The organism is Bacillus sp. 17RED48, from assembly GCF_019837545.1.
GTDB lineage: Bacteria > Bacillota > Bacilli > Bacillales > Bacillaceae_G > Bacillus_A > Bacillus_A wiedmannii.
Genome location: NZ_JADAXG010000001.1, coordinates 255,954 through 278,372 on the forward strand (window position 1 = coordinate 255,954; position 22,419 = coordinate 278,372).

A 22,419-nucleotide genomic window follows, 5' to 3' on the forward strand; every position below is an offset into this window, starting at 1 on the left:
CTTTGTTTCATTTCTTGTCTTCATTGTATATTGAAGCGGCTGGACAAACTATCGAACGAGATGACAAAACCATTCCATTGTTGTAATAGAAGAAGTAGTGTCATGTAAGCCGTATTTTGTTATAAAAAAAATAGTACAGATATATAAAGAGAGAGTGTAACAGTTTTGAAAATATAGTATACTAAAAATACAACACATGAAGAATTTAGGGAAAAGAAAGTATGGTGAAACCATTTGGCTACCAAGCATAACCAAATTTTAGAACATATTAATGGCCTGCCAGTAGGGCATAAAATTTCTGTAAGGCAAATTGCAAAAGATTTGAGTGTAAGTGAAGGGACAGCTTACCGTGCAATTAAAGATGCAGAAAATAAAGGATATGTTAGTACGATTGAACGTGTCGGAACAATTCGAATTGAACAAAAGAAGAAAGAGAATATTGAAAAGCTGACATATGCAGAAGTCGTTAACATTGTCGATGGTCAAGTACTTGGGGGCAGAGAGGGACTACATAAAACGTTAAATAAATTCGTAATCGGGGCAATGAAATTAGAAGCGATGATGCGCTATACAGAAGCTGGAAACTTACTTATTATCGGTAACCGTACGAACGCACATCAATTAGCGTTAGAAGCCGGAGCTGCGGTATTGATTACGGGCGGATTTGATACGGAAGATCATGTGAAGAAATTAGCAGATGAATTAAAATTGCCGATTATTTCAAGTAGTTACGATACATTTACAGTTGCGACGTTAATTAACCGTGCAATTTACGATCAGCTTATTAAGAAAGAAATTGTCCTCGTTGAAGATATTTTAACGCCAATTGAAGAGACGTTATATTTAAAGCCGAATGATACAGTGCAACAATGGCATGCGTACAATGAAGAAACGATGCATGGGCGTTATCCAATTGTTGATGAAAATAAAAAGGTGTTAGGTATCGTAACTTCAAAAGATATGATTGGTGTAGCGAAAGAAACACCAATTGATAAAGTAATGACAAAGCATCCAATTACGGTAAATGGAAAAATGTCTGTCGCAGCTGCAGCACGTATGATGGTGTGGGAAGGAATTGAGTTACTTCCTGTTGTTGATGAAGGAAATAAACTGCAAGGTATTATTAGCCGTCAAGATGTACTTCAGGCGTTGCAAATGATTCAGCGTCAACCACAAGTCGGTGAAACAATCGATGATATTGTAACGAATCAATTTATGACGCCGAAAGAAGCGAAAAATGAACATTTATATCAATTTTCAGTGACGCCGCAAATGACGAATTCAATCGGAACGTTATCTTACGGTGTATTCGCAACGATTGTGACGGAAGCAACGAATCGCGTTATTCGTGCCCAAAAGAAGAGCGATTTAATTGTTGAGAACTTAACAATTTATTTCGTAAAACCAGTTCAAATTGATAATGTTGTATCCGTACATCCGAAAGTATTAGAAATTGGGCGTAAATTTGGTAAGGTTGATGTAGAAGTGCATCATGAAGGCAATGTTGTCGGGAAAGCATTACTTATGGTGCAGTTGATCGATAAATAAAAAGATGGAGCAGACCGCTTTGGTTTGTTCCATCTTTTTTGTTAAAAGGATAGAAACAAAAAATAAATAACGTATCATTTCATATTTATAATAAAAATACTAAACAATTTGAAGATGTGGAAATGGAATAGTGATAAGGAGGAAGCGAATGGGCGGAATTCTTTTCTTTTTAGTTGTCATATGTTTCATCATTATTCATGTGTTAACGCATAGAAGAATGGACGCTATTAAAAAGAGGCTTTATTTTGTAAGTTTGACTCTTGCTAGTATAGGTGCCTTGATTCCTATATCAGGAGAAAATGAGCCGGATTTTCTTTACTTTGGTGTACCGGCTGAAACGTTTGTTTATTATGGTGGGTGGGAATGTTGGTTTAATCCATTAGTTTTTTTCTTTAACTTTATTTTGTTTTATTGGATTTTGAAGCTATTGTTTAAGTTACGTAAGAGTTCGGATAGAGAAGTGAAAAAATAGAAGGATATGTATCAATGTGGATAGAAAATTGGTTGTTAGTCGATTACGCTTCACTAGAGGAACTAGGGGGAGAAGGATGGATTTTCACACTAAAGAGCAGTTATGTAAGCAATATAATTTAAATAGTTTTACGAAAGTTTCATTGTTACATGGGGGAGAAAATCAAACATATATATTCGAATCGGACAAAAATAAATTTGTAGTTAGGCAGTACAGAGAAGGACGTTATACATGCGAGCAAATAGAGGCTGAAATACATTGGTTAATAGCGATGCAAAAACAAATGTTAGTGCCAGAAGTAGTGGTAAATAAAAATGGTGATTGGATTACATCTGTTATGAAAGATGAAGGGAATATCCAGTATTTTGTTGTCTTTAGGTTTATAAACGGAAGTGAAATTTTAGAACTAAGGGATAGGGACTATGAAAAACTCGGATCATTAATGCGAAAGTTTCATGAAAAAACAAATGAAGTGCTCAAAAGAGTGCCGCAAACTTGGAGAGGTTATGAAAGGCCTATATATAGTGAGAAAAAGATAATCCACGAGCCTTTACAACGATTACTAAATGCTTCATTTCTATCGAATGCGGATAAGCATAAGTGCATAAGAATTGCAGAAAGAATACAAGAACTTGCAAATTTAACTCAATTAGGAGAAAAACAATTTGTTCATGGTGATATGCATTTTGGCAATATTCTTGTAGACAAAGAGGATTGGTATTTACTCGATTTTGATGAATGTGGATTTGGGTATAAAGAGTTTGATATTGGTGTTCCGAGATTGCATTTAATTGCTTCGGGACAGTTAGAAGACGCATGGGGGAATTTCATGATGGGATATGGGGAAAATATTTCGGAAGCAGCTATTCGACTTGGGACTGCTTCGAGAATTTTTTATATGGCGGGAAAGATTCCGTTAAGGATTGATATCGAACCTATTAGAAAAAATCCTGGTGCTTTTATTCGGCGATATGTTCAGTATGCTGAAAAAGAGTTATGTGGAGAGACGGTTACATAAAGAAGACAGAATAGTAATTCAATTAGGTTGTATATTATGTTATAATTCAATTGTAAGAAAATGGATTTCAGGAAGGTGGTATGCATTATGTCATCAGAAGTGCTCTTTTTTGGTGGAATCGCACTCTTTTACTTTCTTGTGATGATACCGTTTCAATATTTATACTTACAAGGTTTACATGAAAAAAAGAAACGAACAGGATTATCTCAGCGAGAACTATATGAAAAAATGTCTTTTGAAGAAGAACAATTACATTTTCACGTACAAGGCAACCCCTTTAATATACCTTCTGCTTTTGTTGCATATATGATTTTAAAAGTTAAGGGACGTAAAAAAGCATCACAATATTGATGCTTTTTTATGTTGCTTCAGACAGATTCAGCTTCTTCAACTGCTAATGGTAAGAAATGTTTGTATTGGCGAAATCCATTAAATACACTTGCACTACCAAATAGAACAAATAAAACACCAACGATAATTCGAGCGGTTGAAAGTTCTAAAAAGAATTGGTTTATCCCAAAGAATAAGACGAATGAACCAAGTGCCATTGCGGATTTTCCAGAGAGCCAACCTTTCTCCATTGGGCGGTTTGTACGAAAGTATTTTGTTTTGTAGAAGAGGTACAACATAAATGAGACGATAATACAGAAGACTAATACTGGCATAATGCACACTCCCATCGCTTTGTGAAAAATAATAGTGGAGAAAAAAGAAATATCTAAACTTTCTAACTTTTATTATAAAGCAATTGTTCGCATGTATGAAATACTTTCCGTTATAATGGAGGATAAAGTGAAGCTTTAATTAGTGTGAGGATGTTTCTGCGCTAATGATTTGCCCGCACCAATTGGGCTTTTACTGCACGTTAAAGTGAAGAAGTTGAGTGAAAAGGAGATTATACATATGCATGAGCAAATTTTAGGAGCAATTAAAGAGTTTGATACAATTATTATTCATCGTCATGTGCGTCCAGATCCAGATGCATTAGGTTCACAGGGCGGTCTGGGTACAATTCTACAAGAATCGTTTCCAGAGAAAAATATTTATACGGTTGGGTACAATGAACCGTCACTAGAATATTTACGAGTAATGGATGATATTGAAGATAGTGTATATGAAAATGCACTTGTTATCGTATGTGATACTGCGAACCAAGAACGTGTTGACGATCAACGCTATGCAAAAGGGAAGATGTTAATTAAAATTGATCATCATCCGAATGAAGATCCGTACGGAGATATTACATGGGTAGATACGACAGCAAGTTCTACAAGTGAAATGATTTATGAGTTTTACAGTTATGGAAAAGATAAAGGATTACAGATAACGAAAGAAGCAGCTCGTCTTATTTTAGCGGGTATTGTTGGGGATACAGGTCGTTTCTTATTCCCGAATACAACAGCGAAAACACTTCGTTACGTGAGTGAACTTGTTGATATGGATGTGAAGTTCACAGATTTATACAATGAAATGTATAAGACGAAAGAAAAGATTGCTCGTTTAAACGGCTATATTTTACAAAACTTTACGATGGTAGAAGAAGGAGCAGCTTACATTAAATTAACGAAAGAAGTATTAGAAAAGTTTGATGTACTTCCTTCTGAGGCATCTGGCGTTGTTGGAGCACTTGGTAATATTGATGGATTAAAGTCATGGGTTCTATTTTTAGAGGAAGACGATGTGATTCGTGTTCGTCTTCGCTCAAAAGGACCAGTGATAAATAAATTAGCAATGCAATATAATGGCGGAGGGCATCCGATGGCTTCTGGTGCAAAAGCATCTTCTTGGGAAGAAGCGGATCGTCTTTTTGCTGATTTACGTGAGCTGTGTAGATAAAAAATTGTATGTTGAACGAAAAAAGAAGGAGGGCGCTTAAGCCCTTCTTTTTTGTTTTTTAAATGAAACATCAATAAATAGGGGTTTTTTGTTATTTATGAGATTGATTTGATGGAATAATGAAAAACTCCCAAAAACGTCTTTTTTTATGTTTTAAGAGAACCCTCATGACGATAATAAAATAAAAAGCCCCTCCATCTATCGAGTTATATATGTCGATAAAGTGGAGGGATTTTATTTTTCTTTTTCTATAGCAATGCTAATTTCAAGCACGGTATCAAAAGATATTGTATCGACTTTAAAGCGGTATAGACGATCGTAATGTTTATACGTTTTATTTTCGATTGCTTTTTTGAGTAGGTCTTTATTTTTTGCGATACTTTGTATGTTTTTCGTTAAAAGATGCTGGAGGTCATTATGAATAGAAGTGGTCATATTTTCGAGTGTAAGATTGTCTAAATCGTATTTTTCTCGATTGATTATTTTTATTTTAATCTCTTGAATAGTTAAGAGTCGTTTATTTTCTGTATTCAATTTTTCTTGATCTTCGAGAAGGACGTGGAGCTTTGCTTCTTGTTTTTCTATAATTTCTTTTTGTTCTGCTATTTTAATAGCTTGTTCTTCTTGAAAAACACCGTATATGTACAAAAAAATAAACCAGCTCAACACGCCTCCAACAGCAGCACCAGCTAAAACTAAATACCATCTTTTTGCTGTATTGGCACTTGGTACTCTCATACATGTTCCTGCGTTAGCCATTTAATAATAATAAGACCGGTTTGCATACCACCCGTTGCGAAAAAAATAAGGAGAATTTGTTTTACGATATCTTTCATATCTCCGCCAAAGAAACTTCTTTCAAAGCTATAAAAAGTATCAAATGTTCCGCCAATTGCTGCAACGAGTGCCCAAATTCTTAAATTTTGGGCGAATTGATTAATGTAAGTTAGAGTTGGTTTTCCGATAAGAAATGCACCAAATCCACCAATTAATGAACCACCAAGTATAACCCCAAAGGCAATAAAATAACTAATAATAAGCAGAGAGAAAAAAGTATGTTCTCTTACATCCATCGTCATTCCCCTTTCTTCTTCATATATATGGACAAAGTATAAGAAGTATGTTTTGATTTCCGCTTTCCTCATCACCTATAATAAAAGTAGTCAGATTGGTAAAGAGAGGGTACAACAGTGAAGTTTGTGCATTTACAATGTCAAACCGTTTTTAGTTTATTAAAAAGTGCTTGTAAAATTGATGAGCTTGTAGTCAGGGCGAAAGAACTTGGTTTTTCGTCACTCGCTATTACGGACGAAAATGTTATGTATGGCGTTATTCCGTTTTATAAAGCATGTAAGAAACATGGTATACAGCCTATTATCGGCTTAACAGCTTCTATTTTTAGTGAAGAAGAGGAAAAATCTTATCCGCTTGTTTTACTTGCTGAAAATGAAATGGGCTATCAAAATTTATTAAAGATTTCTAGTAGCATTATGACGAAGTCAAAAGAAGGTATTCCGAAAAAGTGGCTTGCCCATTATGCGAAAGGATTAATTGCTATTTCACCAGGTAAAGATGGGGAAATTGAACAATTATTATTAGAAGACAAAGAGAGTCAAGCTGAAGAAGTAGCTCGCATGTATCAAAGTATGTTCGGTAATTTTTATATGAGTTTGCAGCATCATGCGATTCAAGATGAACTGCTCCTGCAAGAGAAATTACCTGTATTTATGAGTAGGATAAATGTTCCAGTCGTTGCGACAAATGATGTACGCTACATCAATCAAAGTGACGCACTTGTTCATGAGTGCTTATTATCTGTTGAAAGTGGAACGAAAATGACTGATCCAGATAGACCAAGGTTGAAAACGGATCAATATTATTTAAAATCATCAGATGAAATGGAAGCACTATTTTCTCACGTAGAAGAAGCGATTTATAACACAGTAGAAATTGCAGAACGTTGCAGAGTAGAAATACCGTTTCATATAAATCAATTACCGAAATTTCCTGTTCCAGCTAACGAGACGAATGATATGTATTTACGCCGCGTTTGTGAAGAAGGTTTGCAGAAACGATATGGTACGCCGAAAGAAGTACATATAAGGCGTTTGAATCATGAATTAACCGTTATTTCTAGTATGGGGTTTAGTGATTATTTCCTCATCGTGTGGGATTTTATGAAGTATGCGCATGAAAATCATATTTTAACAGGACCAGGACGTGGATCGGCAGCTGGCTCACTCGTTTCTTACGTATTAGAAATTACAGATATTGATCCGATTGAATATGATCTATTATTTGAAAGATTTTTAAACCCCGAACGTGTGACACTTCCAGATATTGATATCGATTTTCCAGATATAAGACGTGATGAGATGATTCGATATGTGAAAGATAAATATGGTCAGCTTCGTGTTGCACAAATCGTAACGTTCGGGACGCTTGCAGCGAAAGCGGCAATTAGAGATATTGCGCGTGTAATGGGGCTTCCGCCGCGAGATATTGACATATTCTCAAAACTTATCCCATCAAAGCTCGGTATAACGTTAAAAGATGCATATGAGGAATCGCAATCACTCCGTGAGTTCATACAAGGGAATCTGTTGCATGAGCGTGTGTTTGAAATTGCAAAACGTGTAGAAGGTTTACCACGTCATACGTCTATTCATGCAGCTGGCGTTATTATGAGTCAAGAGCCGTTAACAGGAAGTGTTGCAATTCAAGAAGGGCATAACGATGTGTATGTTACGCAATATCCAGCTGATGCATTAGAAGAACTTGGTTTGTTAAAGATGGATTTTTTAGGATTACGTAATTTAACGTTACTTGAAAATATTATAAAGTTTATCGTGAAAAAGACGGGAACACAAATTGATTTAAGAAATTTACCGCTTCAAGATGAAAAGACGTTCCAATTGTTAGGTAGAGGGGATACAACAGGTGTATTCCAGCTTGAATCAGGTGGTATGCGAAATGTACTTCGCGGGTTAAAACCGAATGAATTTGAAGATATTGTCGCTGTTAACTCGTTATATAGACCAGGACCAATGGAACAAATTCCAACCTTTATTGAATCAAAGCACGGAAAAAGAAAAATTGAATATTTACATCCGGATTTAAAGCCGATTTTAGAAAGAACATACGGTGTAATTGTATACCAAGAACAAATTATGCAAATTGCGTCGAAGTTGGCGGGATTCTCGCTCGGAGAAGCAGATTTATTACGCCGTGCAGTGAGTAAAAAAAATCGTGATATTTTAGATCAGGAACGTAAGCATTTTGTGCAAGGTTGTTTAAAAAACGGTTATGACGAGACATCCGCGGAGAAAATTTACGATTTGATTGTAAGATTTGCGAATTACGGTTTTAACCGAAGTCACGCCGTAGCCTACAGTATGATTGGATATCAGCTTGCCTACTTAAAAGCGAATTATACGTTGGAATTCATGACGGCACTATTATCAAGTGCAATTGGAAATGAAGATAAGATTGTGCAGTATATACGCGAAACGAAGCGAAAAGGTTTTCATGTTTTGCCGCCGTCTCTTCAGAGAAGTGGTTACGATTTCCAAATAGAAGGCAATGCGATACGTTACAGCTTACTTTCCATTCGAAACATCGGAATGGCTACAGTGACAGCATTACTCGAAGAACGAGAGAAAAAAATGTTTGAAGATTTATTTGAATTTTGTCTTCGCATGCCATCAAAGTTTGTAACAGAGCGAAATTTAGAGGCGTTCGTCTGGTCTGGATGTTTTGATGATTTTGGTGTTTCGAGAACAAATTTATGGAAAAGCCTTAAAGGAGCGTTAGAGTACGCAAATCTTGCACGTGATTTAGGAGATGCTGTTCCAAAATCAAAATACGTACAAGGAGAAGAGCTCTCTTTTATTGAACAGTTAAATAAGGAGAAGGAAGCACTAGGTTTTTATTTATCAAGCTATCCGACAGCGCAGTATGTGAAGTTAGCGAAAGAATTAGAAATTCCATCTCTTGCTCAGGCGATGCGACATAAGAAAAAAGTACAAAGGGCTATCGTGTATATAACAAGCGTGAGAGTGATTCGTACGAAAAAGTTGCAAAAGATGGCGTTTATTACATTTTGTGATCAAAATGATGAAATGGAAGCAGTTCTTTTCCCTGAAACGTATATACATTTCTCAGATAAGTTACAAGAAGGAGCAATTGTTTTAGTTGACGGCATGATTGAGCTAAGAAATCATAAGTTACAATGGATTGTAAATGGACTATATCCATTAGAAGAAATGGATGTGTATGAAGAAAAGAAAGACGCATCTGTTTACGTGAAATTGCCGTCTCAGTATGAGAAAAAGCTTTTAAATCAGGTTACTAAAATATTGTTTGACTATTCAGGTTTTGCGAAAGTACTAATTTATTATGAAAAGGAACATAAAATGGTACAATTATCTCGAAGTTTATCGATTCATCCAAGTGAAGAATGTTTAGGAGCACTTCGTGAAATTGTCGGGGAAGAAAATGTGGTTGTGAAAATATAATGGACAATTTCCCTACACTTCGATTATTATAGTAGTAGTGTTCGTGGTCAGACCACTTGGAGAAATTGATATCAGCTAGAATAATTTGAGGAGAGTGGATAGTTTGTCAACACTTCGTGAAGAAGCACTTCACATGCATAAAGTGCATCAAGGAAAATTAGAAACTGTATCAAAAGTAAAAGTAGAAAATGCAAAAGATTTAAGTCTTGCATATTCTCCAGGGGTTGCAGAACCTTGTAAAGAAATTTATGACGATAAAAGTAAGGTATATGAATATACGATGAAGGGAAATATGGTAGCAGTTGTGACAGATGGCACGGCTGTACTTGGTCTTGGTAACATTGGACCTGAAGCATCTCTTCCAGTAATGGAAGGTAAAGCTGTATTATTCAAGAGCTTTGCTGGTGTAGATGCATTCCCAATTGCCTTAAATACAAACGATGTAGATAAAATTGTTGAAACTGTAAAATTAATGGAGCCAACTTTTGGCGGCGTTAACTTAGAGGATATCGCAGCACCAAACTGCTTCATTATTGAAGAACGTTTGAAAAAAGAAACAAATATTCCTATCTTCCATGATGATCAACACGGAACAGCTATCGTAACAGTAGCAGGTCTTGTGAACGCGCTAAAATTAGTTGGAAAGAAAATGTCTGACATTAAAGTTGTCGCAAATGGCGCAGGTGCAGCAGGTATTGCAATTATTAAACTTTTATATCGCTATGGTGTACGCGACATTATTATGTGTGACCGTAAAGGCGCAATCTATGATGGTCGTCCTACAGGTATGAATCCGGTGAAGGATGAAGTTGCAAAATATACAAATAAGAATCGTATCGAAGGTTCTTTAGCTGACGTTGTACAAGGTGCGGACGTATTCATTGGTGTATCTGCAGAAGGTGCATTAACAGAAGAGATGGTTCGTACAATGAATGACGATGCAATTATTTTTGCAATGGCGAATCCAGTTCCAGAAATTATGCCAGAATTGGCAAAAGCAGCGGGCGCAGCTGTTGTTGGAACGGGTCGTTCTGACTTCGCGAACCAAGTAAATAATGTACTAGCGTTCCCTGGTATTTTCCGTGGTGCACTTGACGTACATGCGACACAAATTAACGAAGAAATGAAGATGGCAGCTGTACAGGCTATTGCTGAGCTTGTAGCAGAAGATGAGTTGAATGCAGACTATATCATTCCGGCACCGTTTGACGCGCGTGTAGCGCCTCAAGTGGCAGCTTACGTTGCGAAAGCTGCAATGGAGACAGGAGTAGCTCGCCGTCAAGTAGATCCAAATGAGATTGCTGAGAAAACAAAACAATTAGCGCTGATTGGTAAAGAATAAGCGAGGAATTTCCATTGACATCATCAAATACAAAAGTATATCTCGAAATTGTAAAAAAAATCCGTTCCATTATGGAAGAAGATGGATTGGTGGCAGGGGATCGTTTGCCGTCTGAGCGTGAGTTAAGTTCACGTTTAAACGTAGGGCGTTCCTCTGTAAGAGAAGCATTGCGTGCTTTAGAACTGGTAGGATTGATTGAAACGAGACGTGGTGAAGGGACGTTTATTCGAAACTTTTACGATAACGGTCTTGTACAATTGATTGCGCCGTTCTTACTGCAAGATGAGAAAACAATTCGTGATTTATTACAAACAAAACGATTGCTTGAGAAAGATATGATTCGAATTGTATGTAATTTGCCGAAAGAAACGTTTTCTAAAGTGCTAAGAAAATTAAATCAAGTGCTTGAAGAAAATGAAAATTCAATTCCGATGCTTCATCAAACGTTCTTTAAAACACTCATTGAACAAGTCGATAATTATTTACTATATCGCATTTGGATGATCGTAAATGATTACGTATCAACTCTTTCTTGTGAAGTTTCAGGAGATTCTATCGATATGTATAGAAAGCTTTATGCTACTTTGGAAGAAAAACAAGAAAATGATGCACTAAAAATTTACGATGAATTAGTAGAGAATATACAGTTTCACTCGTAATGTATAAAATTTGTCGAAATGACCATGACACGTTATGACAAACATTCTATCGCGTAGCGGTTAAAGTTAAACGTAAAGAGTGAGGTTATTAGACAGATTGAGAAGATAAGGCTAACATCAAACTTTGGTGTTAGCCCAATTTTCTTCTTGCGCTAACCTTAGCTCTCAACGAAGGGGGTCAAATTGTGCTAAGAGATTTATTCGTGAAAAAGAAAAAGTACGCTGCAATACCTTCAGAACAAGTACGAAAAGATGTACCAGATGGCGTTATGACAAAATGTCCGAAATGTAAAAAAATCATGTATACGAAAGAGCTTCTAAAAAATTTAAAAGTATGTGTGAATTGTGGATATCATCATCCTATGAATGCATGGGAACGTCTTGATAGTATATTGGATGAAGGGTCATTCCGTGAGTATGACAAAGAAATGGTTTCATTAAATCCACTCGAGTTTCCAGGATACGAAGAGAAACTAGAGAGCGATCGTAAGAAGACTAAATTGAACGAAGCGGTTGTAACTGGTGAAGGAACAATTGATGACATGCTTGTTGTTGTTGCAGTAATGGATTCTCGTTTTCGAATGGGCAGCATGGGCTCTGTTGTAGGAGAGAAAATTGCCCGTGCAGTTGAAAAAGCATACGACTTACAAGTTCCATTTATTATCTTTACTGCGTCGGGTGGTGCCCGTATGCAAGAAGGGATATTAAGTTTAATGCAAATGGCAAAAACAAGCGTAGCTTTGAAAAAGCATAGTAATGCAGGAGGGTTATTTATTTCTGTTATGACTCACCCAACGACGGGCGGGGTTTCAGCGAGTTTCGCTTCACTTGGTGATTACAATCTTGCAGAGCCAGGTGCACTTATCGGATTTGCTGGTAGACGTGTAATTGAACAAACAGTGCGTGAAAAACTACCGGAAGATTTCCAAACGGCAGAATTTTTATTAGAGCACGGTCAATTAGATGCGGTTGTGCATCGTGATGATATGAGAGAATCGCTCCGTAAGATTTTAGAAGTTCATCAAGGAGGGGAAATGGCTGTATGGCAGAGCTAGAATTTGAGAAACCAGTTGTTGAGCTAAGAAATAAGATTCGTGAACTGAAAGACTATACGAAAAACAGCCAGATGGACTTCAGTGAGGAGATTCGTATTTTGGAAGACAAGCTAGAAAAATTAGAGGAAGATATATACGGCAATATGAAAGTATGGGACCGTGTTCAAATTGCTCGTCATGCAGAACGACCGACAACGCTCGATTATATTGAGCACTTATTTACTAATTTTTTTGAATGTCATGGAGATCGCCTATTTGGCGACGATGCAGCGATTGTCGGCGGCATTGCGAAATATAAGGGGATGCCTGTAACTGTAATTGGGCACCAACGCGGAAAAGATACGAAAGAAAATATTCGTCGTAATTTTGGGATGCCTCATCCAGAAGGATATCGAAAAGCACTGCGTCTAATGAAACAAGCGGAAAAGTTTAATCGTCCTATTATTTGTTTCATCGATACGAAGGGAGCTTACCCTGGTAAAGCAGCTGAAGAACGTGGACAAAGTGAGGCGATTGCCCGTAATTTATTTGAAATGGCGGGTTTAACTGTCCCTGTTATTTGTATTGTTATCGGTGAAGGTGGTAGTGGTGGTGCGTTAGGTCTTGGAGTAGGCGATTACATTCATATGCTGGAAAATTCCACGTATTCTGTTATTACACCAGAGGGTGCGGCGGCAATTCTTTGGAAAGACGCTAGTAAAGCAAAAGAAGCTGCAGAAGCGATGAAAATTACAGCATTAGATTTGAAAGAATTAGGTGTAATTGACGAAATTATTCCAGAGGCAAAAGGCGGAGCGCATCGTAATATTTTAAAACAATCAGAAAATATAGATTTAATGCTTAAGAAAACTTTTGAACAATTAAGCGGAATTTCGAAAGATGAATTAATCGAAAAACGTTATGAAAAATATATGAAAATTGGGCAAGTTTCGTTTTCAAACGCTTCCATTGGGATAAAATAATAAAAGCGTGCGTTCCTCTTCGCGAATGCACGTTTTTATTATGAAAAGACACATCTTCTCCATTGTGTTTTTATATTTTTTCGTGTTATTTTATTATAAGGCAAATAATCTTTATGAGGTGAGTACAAATGAAACGTATTGGTGTATTAACAAGTGGTGGAGATTCACCTGGTATGAATGCTGCCATTCGTGCAGTTGTTCGTAAAGCGATTTTCCATGATATTGAAGTATATGGTATTTACCATGGATACGCTGGTTTAATTTCTGGTCATATTGAAAAATTAGAACTTGGTTCTGTTGGCGATATTATCCACCGTGGTGGTACGAAATTATATACAGCAAGATGTCCTGAGTTTAAAGATCCAGAAGTACGACTAAAAGGTATCGAGCAATTAAAGAAACACGGTATCGAAGGACTTGTTGTTATTGGTGGAGATGGCTCTTACCAAGGTGCTAAAAAATTAACTGAACAAGGATTCCCATGTGTTGGTGTACCAGGTACAATTGACAATGATATTCCTGGAACAGACTTCACAATTGGTTTCGATACAGCTTTAAATACTGTTATTGATGCAATTGATAAAATTCGTGACACAGCTACATCTCATGAACGTACATATGTTATCGAAGTAATGGGACGTCATGCTGGAGATATCGCATTATGGGCTGGTTTAGCTGATGGTGCCGAAACAATCTTAATTCCAGAAGAAGAGTATGACATGGAAGATGTTATTGCTCGTCTGAAGCGCGGTAGTGAACGTGGCAAAAAACACAGTATTATCATTGTGGCTGAAGGTGTTGGAAGTGCAATTGACATCGGTAAGCACATTGAAGAAGCAACAAACTTTGATACTCGTGTAACTGTATTAGGTCACGTACAACGTGGTGGATCACCAAGTGCACAAGACCGTGTATTAGCAAGTCGTCTTGGCGCAAGAGCAGTTGAATTATTAATTGCTGGTAGAGGTGGACGTTGTGTAGGTATTCAAGATAATAAACTTGTTGATCATGATATTATCGAAGCGTTAGCTCAAAAGCATACAATCGATAAAGATATGTATCAATTATCTAAAGAATTATCCATCTAATCGGCTTAATGTCGGATATTTGGGAACGGTTTCATAATTTTCGGAGGTGCAATATGCGTAAAACTAAAATTGTATGTACTATAGGTCCTGCTAGTGAAAGTATTGAGAAATTAGAACAATTAATCGAAGCAGGTATGAACGTTGCTCGTTTAAACTTCTCTCATGGTAGCCATGAAGAGCACGGCGCTCGTATTAAAAACATTCGTGAAGCTTCAAAGAAAACTGGTAAAACAGTTGGTATTTTACTTGATACAAAAGGTCCAGAAATCCGTACTCACGACTTCGTAGACGGACAAGCTGAGCTTGTAACAGGTGCGGAAGTAGTTCTTTCTACTGAGCAAGTATTAGGTACTGCAGAGAAGTTCTCTGTATCTTATGCTGGTCTTTATGACGATGTAGACCCAGGTTCTCGTATTCTAATCGATGACGGTCTTATCGAACTAGAAGTAATCGAAAAAGCTGACGGAAACATCCGTACAAAAGTTTTAAACAGCGGAACTGTAAAAAATAAAAAAGGTGTTAACGTACCAAACGTAAGCATTAAGCTTCCTGGTATCACTGAAAAAGACGTAAAAGATATCGTTTTCGGTATCGAGCAAAAAGTTGATTTCATCGCAGCTTCATTCGTACGTAAAGCATCTGACGTATTAGAAATCCGTGAATTATTAGAAGGGCATAACGCTCAATACATCCAAATCGTACCGAAAATCGAAAACCAAGAGGGTATCGATAACATCGATTCAATCTTAGAAGTTTCTGACGGTTTAATGGTAGCTCGTGGTGATATGGGTGTAGAAATTCCGCCAGAAGAAGTACCATTAGTACAAAAACGTCTAATCAAAAAATGTAACGTGTTAGGTAAACCGGTTATTACTGCGACACAAATGTTAGATTCTATGCAACGTAACCCACGTCCAACTCGTGCAGAAGCAAGTGACGTAGCTAACGCGATCTTCGATGGTACAGATGCAATCATGCTTTCAGGTGAAACAGCTGCTGGTCAATACCCAGTAGAAGCAGTAACAATGATGGCTAACATTGCAGTACGTGTTGAAAAATCATTACAATATGAAGATATGTTCAAAAAACGTATTAAAGAGTTCACTCCAACAATCACAGATGCAATTAGCCAATCTGTTGCGCATACAGCACTTGCTCTTGATGTAGCTGCAATCGTAGCTCCAACAGAAAGTGGACATACTGCGAAAATGATCTCTAAATACCGTCCGAAATCTCCAATCGTAGCTGTAACATCTGACGAGCAAGTAGGACGTCGTCTTGCACTTGTTTGGGGTGTACAAGCATTTATGGCTGGAAAACGTGCAGCGTCTACTGACGAAATGTTAGATACTGCAATTCAAACAGGTATGGATGCAGGTCTAATTGGACTTGGAGACACTGTAGTAATCACTGCTGGTGTTCCAGTTGCTGAAACTGGTACAACAAACTTAATGAAAATCCATGTTGTTGGTGAAGAAGTTGCGAAAGGACAAGGAATCGGTCGTAAAGCTGCAAAAGGTAAAGTAGTTGTAGCGAAAACAGCTGCTGAAGCTGTAGCGAACGTAAACAAAGGTGATATCCTTGTTACAACAAGCACTGATAAAGATATGATTCCTGCAATCGAAAAAGCTGCTGCTCTAGTTGTAGAAGAAGGCGGTCTAACAAGCCATGCGGCTGTTGTAGGTGTATCAATCGGTATTCCTGTTATCGTTGGTGTAAACGGCGTAACAGCAACTTTAAAAAATGGCCAAGAAGTAACAGTTGATGCAGCACGCGGAATTGTTTATAATGGACATGCGGAAGTGCTATAAGTAATATGAAGAGAAGGATCGGAGTCCTTCTCTTTTTTTTTACACAAAAACGAGGTGGAATCAGCTTGAAACGCCTGGAATTGGGTTTAGAAGCCGTTTGTTACGAGGTTCAATAGGGAAAGGTGTTTAGTTTTTGTGTAGCGTATACGGGCGTTATGGGTTCGTTTAAAGTGATGCGTGAGAGGAGTGTAGAACTATGAAGTGGTTACTATTCTTGTTTATTTTAATACCGGCGATTGAGATTACAGTCTTAATTGGATCGAGTCATGTAATAGGTTTATGGTCTACGTTCGCTATGATTGTATTTACGGGTGTTGTAGGTGTCTATTTGGCGAAAAGACAAGGATTTAAAGTACTTGGAGAGATTCAATCTAAGTTGAATAGAGGAGAAATGCCAGGAGGAGCGGTACTGGATGGTATTTTTATCTTTGTAGGAGGTATTCTTTTGGTACTTCCTGGATACGTAACGGATATAATGGGTTTGATCTTCGTTATCCCTATGACGAGGGCTTTGTTGAAGCCATTTGTTATGAAGTGGATGGAATGGAAGTTTAGAAAGAGTTCTACTATTATTGTGCAGAAATAGTGCTTAGATTATAGCGATCTAAGCACTATTTTTTTTGCCCGCAAAAGGATGGCGGATGGATGAAGTTCTGTTAATTAAAGTTTTGCTGTATCATGCCTTAAAATTTGGTGAATGCGAAGGAGTTAAGTGGAAATCGGACTGCTCATACTAATCCGGTTGGTGAAAGTTAATAATCGTAGTTTTGCTTTATTATATTTGCTGTGTATTTTTCGGTTGGATATGTAGGTAGTTCTTACTGAGTATACTGTAGGGAAATTCATATGAACTCAAGCTGGTTTTTGTATATTTATTCATTTACATAAAAAGTAATAAATGTAAGTAATAATTATAGGAATAATAGAATAAATATGTAAAAATACCTCGAAATATGCGTTTTTCATGCAAAAAAACAAGAGTATTATCCTTTTTCTGGGGCAATTCTCTCGTTGTATGTAATGAGTGTAAAAAATAAGTACAAGGAATAATCAGTGGGAATTTCCCACTGATTACATGTAAGTTTTTTGTTGTATATGAATTAGAAACTATTATTTTGAAGGTGTGCCTTTAATATATTTCCACAAATCATGGAATACACGAGCTTTGTGCAATGTATTAAGTAGTACTAAGGTGACTGGACCGATGATTAATCCTAAAAAGCCAAAAAGCTTAAAGCCGACAAATAGAGCGATCAGTGTTGCTAATGGATCGAGGCCGATATTAGATGAGAGTACTTTAGGCTCCATAATTTGTCTTTGGACAATCACGACGATGTATAAGATGAGAAGACCGATGGCGAAAGCAGTGTCGCCAGTGAAAAATACGTATATAACCCAAGGAACGAAGACGGCGCCGGTTCCTAAATATGGGAGTAAATCTACAACCCCTGTAATAATCGCGATAGTAATGGCGTATGGTACGCGTAATATTAAAAGTCCGATTAGTACAATAACAGTTGTCATAGATACGAGTGTAAGTTGCGCTTTAACAAAACCAAATAAAGCTTTTCTTAAATCGACAAAAATAGTTTTTCCATAGCCATGAACACGATTCGGCAAAAATTTTCTTACTTTCTGAGCAAGACGGTGCCAATCGTAACTAATGAAGAAAGTGGCTAATAAAACGAATACAAGGACAGTTAAAGTTGTTGGTAATGCACTAATGAAATTTGTTAACCCGCTTATAATAGCAGTTAAAAGTTCTTTCATTTGCGTCGTTGCTTCGGTTCCTAAGTTTTGAATGTTTTGTGTAATCGTATAGCGCTGTGGTTCCCCAAGATGATTAAATTTAGAAATTAAATCATCATAGAGAGGCATAATATGATTAAGTGCAAATTGCTCTGCGAATTTAACGATATCCGGAAACTTTACTGTAACAAGTTGTAGTAAGTATGTTGTGGCAGATATTGCTTCTGTTACAAGATATGTAACGAGTCCAACGATAGCTCCAAATACGAGAATTAAGCTAACGAGTACTGCTAGTGCGCGAGGAAATTGTAGTTTTTGATTAAGGAAATTGACGACAGGATTAATCAAATAAGCAAATGCGAAAGCGATAATAAAAGGGTAGATAAGTCCTGACATATATAGTAATGCATAGAACCCGGCTACCGTTGCTACAATGACAAATATGAGTCGCAATATCATATATAGTAAGTTTCGGTTCAAAGATGTATACCTCCCATTCCAATTTGGATTATCCTAATTCGTTCAACTTATAACGAGTGTGCTGCACTGATTAAAGTTTCACTTTATGTTATAGTGGAATGATGGATTTTTCCTGCTTTTTCAGTACATGAGTGACTGTAAAAGCTTGGTGTTGATGCTTCTACTATATGGTAAAAACTTCATTTTCTCTTCTTTTTATTTTACCTGTTTCTTATTAGAAAAGAAAGGAGAGACAATCGTTTTCAAAAATGTATACATGCTTAAATTTTTGATGATGAAAGTCTCAGTTTGTCAGTTTAAAATACATAAAAAATGAAGTGGTTATTGTTGAATATACATCGATATAGCATGTATAACGATAGGTTTAAAGGTATTTTTGTTTGGAAATGAGTTCATTATTTTCAGAAAGGAAGTGCAAACATGATTAGTCAGTCAACGTTATTTTTATTCATACTACTTATTATAGGACTTGTTGCTAAAAACCAATCGCTTACTGTAGCTATTGGTGTGTTATTTTTATTGAAATTTACGTTTCTAGGAGATAAAGTCTTTCCTTATCTACAAACGAAAGGGATTAACCTCGGTGTAACGGTTATTACAATAGCAGTACTCGTACCGATTGCAACGGGGGAAATAGGTTTTAAACAACTTGGAGAAGCGGCGAAATCGTATTATGCATGGATTGCTTTAGCTTCAGGGGTAGCGGTTGCTTTGTTAGCGAAAGGCGGCGTACAATTATTGACGACGGATCCTCATATTACAACTGCGCTCGTTTTCGGGACAATTATAGCGGTTGCTTTATTTAATGGAGTTGCTGTAGGTCCATTAATTGGGGCTGGAATTGCCTATGCAGTTATGAGTATTATACAGATGTTTAAATGAGGAATTTTATAGTAATATAAAAATTTTGAATTCTTTCTGTTCACAAAAGTCAGATAATTGTTTATAATAGGATTAGAAACTTTGAAAAGTTACATAACAGCAGAGACTTTACACCAGATAAAATAAAAACAACATAAAACAATTTTATAATGATATTGTTTTATGTTGTTTTTATCATAAAACTCTTCGGAATTAATTTTCCTCACTAACTTGTTGTTTTGAGCGTGAGGATTCGGGGAGACATTCACGCTCATGCTTTCCATGTAGACAATGGACATAAGAGGGGAACATCGCAATAAATTTGCATGATCGTGCATTTTGCTTGCCTAAAGAGTGAACGGGCGTTCATAATTCAAAAGGGGAGCAAATAGATATAAGGAGCAAGGTTGGGAGAATTTTCAGGAAAAGGAGAGAATGTCATGACTGTTATTCGAGGTTTAGAAGGGGTAGTAGCAACAACATCATCTGTGAGCTCTATTATTGATGATACATTAACTTATGTTGGGTATAATATTGATGATTTAGCTGAGAATGCTACATTTGAAGAAGTAGTGTACTTATTATGGCATCGCAAGCTTCCTAATGAACAAGAACTAGCGAAATTTAAAGAGACTGTATCGGAATACTATAAAGTTCCAGGTGAGATTTTAACATATTTGAAACAAGTAGATTTAAAAATCGCACATCCGATGTCTGTTTTACGAACTGCAATTTCCATGCTATCATTATACGATGAGAGCGCTGAAATTATGGATGAAAACTCCAATTATTTGAAAGCGGTTAAATTGCAGGCTCAAGTGGGAACTTTAGTTGCTGCTTATGCAAGAATTCGTAAAGGTTTAGATGTTGTTGAGCCTAGAAACGATTTATCATTAGCTGCAAACTTCTTGTACATGTTAAATGATCGCGAGCCAAATGAAGTTGAAATTGAAGCTTTTGATAAGGCGCTTGTACTTCACGCAGATCATGAGTTAAACGCTTCTACATTTACTGCACGCGTTTGTGTAGCTACACTTTCAGATGTATATTCTGGTATTACAGCAGCAATCGGTGCGTTAAAAGGTCCTCTTCACGGCGGGGCAAATGAAAATGTAATGAAGATGCTAACTGAAATTGGCGAAGAAGAAAATGTAGAATCATATATTCATAATGCTCTTCAAAATAAAGTGAAAATCATGGGCTTTGGCCACCGTGTATATGAGCAGGGTGATCCGCGTGCAAAACATTTACGCGAAATGTCTAAGAGATTATGCGTGCTTTTAGGAGAAAACAAATGGTATAATATGTCTATCAAAATTGAAGACATTGTAACAAAAGAAAAAGGTCTTCCGCCAAATGTTGATTTCTATTCAGCTTCTGTATACCATTGTTTAGGAATTGACCATGACTTATTTACACCTATTTTTGCAATTAGCCGTATGTCAGGCTGGTTAGCTCATATTCTAGAACAATATGAAAACAACCGTTTAATCCGTCCACGTGCTGATTATAATGGACCAACACATCAAGTGTACGTTCCAATTGCACAACGATAAGCAAAAAACACTATTTTGATAGTGAAAATACGCTTTCAAAAGTCTGATTTTTTCGGAAAGACGTAATGATTAGAATATTTTAATTTAAATAACGGTTTGAACTGAGGGGTTATTCCCTCAGTTTCATACATATGAAATTTCAAACATGGGGGTTATCACATTGACGACAGGTGAAAAAATTACTGTAACTAATGGTGTTATGAATGTACCAAACAATCCGATTATTCCATTTATCGAAGGAGATGGAATTGGTCCTGATATTTGGGCAGCTGCATCTCGTGTACTAGAAGCAGCAGTTGAAAAAGCTTATGATGGTGAGAAGAAAATCGTTTGGAAAGAAGTGCTTGCAGGGGAAAAAGCATTCAACCAAACAGGCGAGTGGTTACCAGAAGAAACTTTAAATTTAATCCGTGAATATTTAATCGCGATTAAAGGTCCACTTACAACTCCAGTTGGCGGTGGTATTCGTTCTCTAAACGTAGCACTTCGTCAAGAATTAGATTTATATGTATGTCTACGTCCAGTTCGTTATTTTGATGGTGTTCCTTCACCTGTAAAACGTCCGGAAGATACTGATATGGTTATTTTCCGTGAGAATACAGAAGACATTTATGCTGGAATTGAATATGCACAAGGATCTCCGGAAGCAGAAAAAGTCCTTGCTTTCTTAAAAGAAGCAATGGGTGTTAATAAAATCCGCTTCCCAGAAACATCTGGTATTGGTATTAAACCAATCTCAGAAGAAGGGACAAAGCGTCTTGTTCGTGCTGCAATTCAATATGCAATTAACGAAAAGCGTTCTTCTGTTACATTAGTTCATAAAGGAAACATTATGAAATTTACAGAAGGTGCTTTCAAAAACTGGGGTTACGAAGTAGCGGAACAAGAATTCGGCGATAAAGTATTTACTTGGGCTGAATATGATCGTATCGTTGAGAAAGATGGTAAAGATGCAGCGAATAAAGCGATGGCAGACGCTGAAGTGGCTGGAAAAATCATCGTAAAAGATTCTATTGCAGACATCTTCTTACAACAAATTTTAACTCGTCCACGTGAGTTCGATGTTGTTGCAACAATGAACTTAAACGGAGACTACATCTCTGATGCACTTGCTGCACAAGTAGGTGGAATTGGTATTGCACCTGGTGCAAACATTAACTATGTGACTGGACATGCTATCTTTGAAGCTACACATGGTACAGCTCCAAAATATGCAGGTTTAGATAAAGTAAACCCATCTTCAGTTCTTCTTTCTGGTGTATTATTATTAGAGCACTTAGGATGGAACGAAGCTGCGAATTTAGTAACTGATTCAGTTGAGAAAACAATTGCTTCAAAAGTAGTAACTTATGATTTCGCACGCTTAATGGAAGGTGCAACAGAAGTGAAATGTTCTGAGTTCGCTAATGAACTTATTAAAAATATGGATGTAGCGATAATCAAAAACGCATAATTAAAGCGGGGG

Annotated in this window: 20 protein-coding genes; 16 read left to right on the forward strand and 4 right to left on the reverse strand. The window is 36.8% G+C overall.

Annotated elements, in window-relative coordinates; all coding sequences use genetic code 11:
* Window positions 1-234: 234 nt before the first annotated feature.
* From ILT06_RS01460 to ILT06_RS01475, 4 genes are all read left to right on the forward strand, one after another.
* Window positions 235-1,548: a CBS domain-containing protein gene (locus tag ILT06_RS01460; protein ID WP_000201565.1), complete on the forward strand. Its 1,314-nt coding sequence runs from the start codon at window positions 235-237 to the stop codon at window positions 1,546-1,548.
* Between the two features lie 148 nt (window positions 1,549-1,696).
* On the forward strand, window positions 1,697-2,020 hold the full coding sequence (locus ILT06_RS01465) for a hypothetical protein (protein WP_064474600.1): 324 nt from the start codon (window positions 1,697-1,699) through the stop codon (window positions 2,018-2,020).
* Between the two features lie 76 nt (window positions 2,021-2,096).
* Window positions 2,097-3,038, forward strand: a complete 942-nt coding sequence (locus tag ILT06_RS01470; RefSeq protein ID WP_088048026.1) for a phosphotransferase enzyme family protein — start codon at window positions 2,097-2,099, stop codon at window positions 3,036-3,038.
* An 87-nt stretch (window positions 3,039-3,125) separates the two neighbouring features.
* Complete coding sequence (locus tag ILT06_RS01475) at window positions 3,126-3,389, forward strand: DUF3949 domain-containing protein (protein WP_048544372.1); 264 nt, start codon at window positions 3,126-3,128, stop codon at window positions 3,387-3,389.
* Between the two features lie 17 nt (window positions 3,390-3,406).
* Here the strand turns inward: ILT06_RS01475 and ILT06_RS01480 are convergent, their stop codons facing one another.
* Window positions 3,407-3,703 (reverse strand): YtpI family protein, encoded by a 297-nt coding sequence (locus tag ILT06_RS01480; RefSeq protein ID WP_001144772.1) that lies wholly within the window; start codon window positions 3,701-3,703, stop codon window positions 3,407-3,409.
* Window positions 3,704-3,941: 238 nt separating this feature from the next.
* Between ILT06_RS01480 and ILT06_RS01485 the strand changes: the two genes are divergently transcribed.
* The gene (locus tag ILT06_RS01485; protein WP_048562137.1) at window positions 3,942-4,874 is read left to right on the forward strand and encodes a DHH family phosphoesterase; all 933 of its coding nucleotides are present in this window, start codon (window positions 3,942-3,944) and stop codon (window positions 4,872-4,874) included.
* Between the two features lie 234 nt (window positions 4,875-5,108).
* Here the strand turns inward: ILT06_RS01485 and ytrI are convergent, their stop codons facing one another.
* Together ytrI and ILT06_RS01495 are read right to left on the reverse strand one after the other, a co-directional pair.
* Complete coding sequence (gene ytrI, locus ILT06_RS01490) at window positions 5,109-5,612, reverse strand: sporulation membrane protein YtrI (RefSeq protein WP_064474603.1); 504 nt, start codon at window positions 5,610-5,612, stop codon at window positions 5,109-5,111.
* Window positions 5,609-6,022: a YtrH family sporulation protein gene (locus ILT06_RS01495; protein WP_002008713.1), complete on the reverse strand. Its 414-nt coding sequence runs from the start codon at window positions 6,020-6,022 to the stop codon at window positions 5,609-5,611. Before ILT06_RS01495 ends, ytrI begins: the two co-directional genes overlap by 4 nt.
* Before the next feature lie 42 nt (window positions 6,023-6,064).
* On the opposite strand from ILT06_RS01495, the gene dnaE reads away from it, so the two are divergent.
* The 8 genes from dnaE (at window position 6,065) to ILT06_RS01535 (ending at window position 16,894) form a co-directional block, all read left to right on the forward strand.
* Window positions 6,065-9,391, forward strand: a complete 3,327-nt coding sequence (dnaE, locus tag ILT06_RS01500) for a DNA polymerase III subunit alpha (RefSeq protein ID WP_064474604.1) — start codon at window positions 6,065-6,067, stop codon at window positions 9,389-9,391.
* Between the two features lie 133 nt (window positions 9,392-9,524).
* On the forward strand, window positions 9,525-10,733 hold the full coding sequence (gene ystJ / locus ILT06_RS01505; RefSeq protein WP_161796084.1) for an NADP-dependent malic enzyme: 1,209 nt from the start codon (window positions 9,525-9,527) through the stop codon (window positions 10,731-10,733).
* Window positions 10,734-10,747: 14 nt separating this feature from the next.
* Window positions 10,748-11,392: a FadR/GntR family transcriptional regulator gene (locus ILT06_RS01510; RefSeq protein ID WP_000204434.1), complete on the forward strand. Its 645-nt coding sequence runs from the start codon at window positions 10,748-10,750 to the stop codon at window positions 11,390-11,392.
* Window positions 11,393-11,577: 185 nt separating this feature from the next.
* Window positions 11,578-12,447, forward strand: coding sequence for an acetyl-CoA carboxylase, carboxyltransferase subunit beta (gene accD / locus ILT06_RS01515; RefSeq protein ID WP_000942866.1), 870 nt, complete (start codon window positions 11,578-11,580; stop codon window positions 12,445-12,447).
* Window positions 12,435-13,409, forward strand: a complete 975-nt coding sequence (accA, locus tag ILT06_RS01520; protein WP_064474605.1) for an acetyl-CoA carboxylase carboxyl transferase subunit alpha — start codon at window positions 12,435-12,437, stop codon at window positions 13,407-13,409. The genes accD and accA overlap by 13 nt, the downstream gene beginning before the upstream one ends.
* Window positions 13,410-13,537: 128 nt before the next feature.
* Complete coding sequence (pfkA, locus tag ILT06_RS01525) at window positions 13,538-14,497, forward strand: 6-phosphofructokinase (RefSeq protein WP_000821162.1); 960 nt, start codon at window positions 13,538-13,540, stop codon at window positions 14,495-14,497.
* 53 nt (window positions 14,498-14,550) lie between these two features.
* Complete coding sequence (pyk, locus tag ILT06_RS01530) at window positions 14,551-16,308, forward strand: pyruvate kinase (protein WP_001232679.1); 1,758 nt, start codon at window positions 14,551-14,553, stop codon at window positions 16,306-16,308.
* A 196-nt stretch (window positions 16,309-16,504) separates the two neighbouring features.
* Window positions 16,505-16,894 carry an FxsA family protein gene (locus ILT06_RS01535; RefSeq protein ID WP_064474606.1) on the forward strand — a complete coding sequence of 130 codons (390 nt, stop codon included), beginning with the start codon at window positions 16,505-16,507 and terminating at the stop codon, window positions 16,892-16,894.
* A gap of 524 nt (window positions 16,895-17,418) precedes the next feature.
* On the opposite strand, the gene ytvI is transcribed toward ILT06_RS01535, so the two are convergent.
* A complete protein-coding gene (gene ytvI, locus ILT06_RS01540) occupies window positions 17,419-18,537 on the reverse strand; it encodes a sporulation integral membrane protein YtvI (protein WP_088048028.1) in 1,119 nt (372 codons plus the stop codon).
* 420 nt (window positions 18,538-18,957) lie between these two features.
* Here ytvI and ILT06_RS01545 point away from each other — a divergent pair, with 420 nt between their 5' ends.
* From ILT06_RS01545 to icd, 3 genes are all read left to right on the forward strand, one after another.
* Entirely contained in the window at window positions 18,958-19,419 is a 462-nt protein-coding gene (locus tag ILT06_RS01545) for a DUF441 domain-containing protein (RefSeq protein WP_000625511.1), read from the forward strand.
* Window positions 19,420-19,805: 386 nt separating this feature from the next.
* Window positions 19,806-20,954 carry a citrate synthase gene (gene citZ / locus ILT06_RS01550; RefSeq protein WP_002073260.1) on the forward strand — a complete coding sequence of 383 codons (1,149 nt, stop codon included), beginning with the start codon at window positions 19,806-19,808 and terminating at the stop codon, window positions 20,952-20,954.
* 160 nt (window positions 20,955-21,114) lie between these two features.
* Window positions 21,115-22,407 (forward strand): NADP-dependent isocitrate dehydrogenase, encoded by a 1,293-nt coding sequence (gene icd, locus ILT06_RS01555; protein ID WP_064474608.1) that lies wholly within the window; start codon window positions 21,115-21,117, stop codon window positions 22,405-22,407.
* Window positions 22,408-22,419 lie beyond the last annotated feature (12 nt).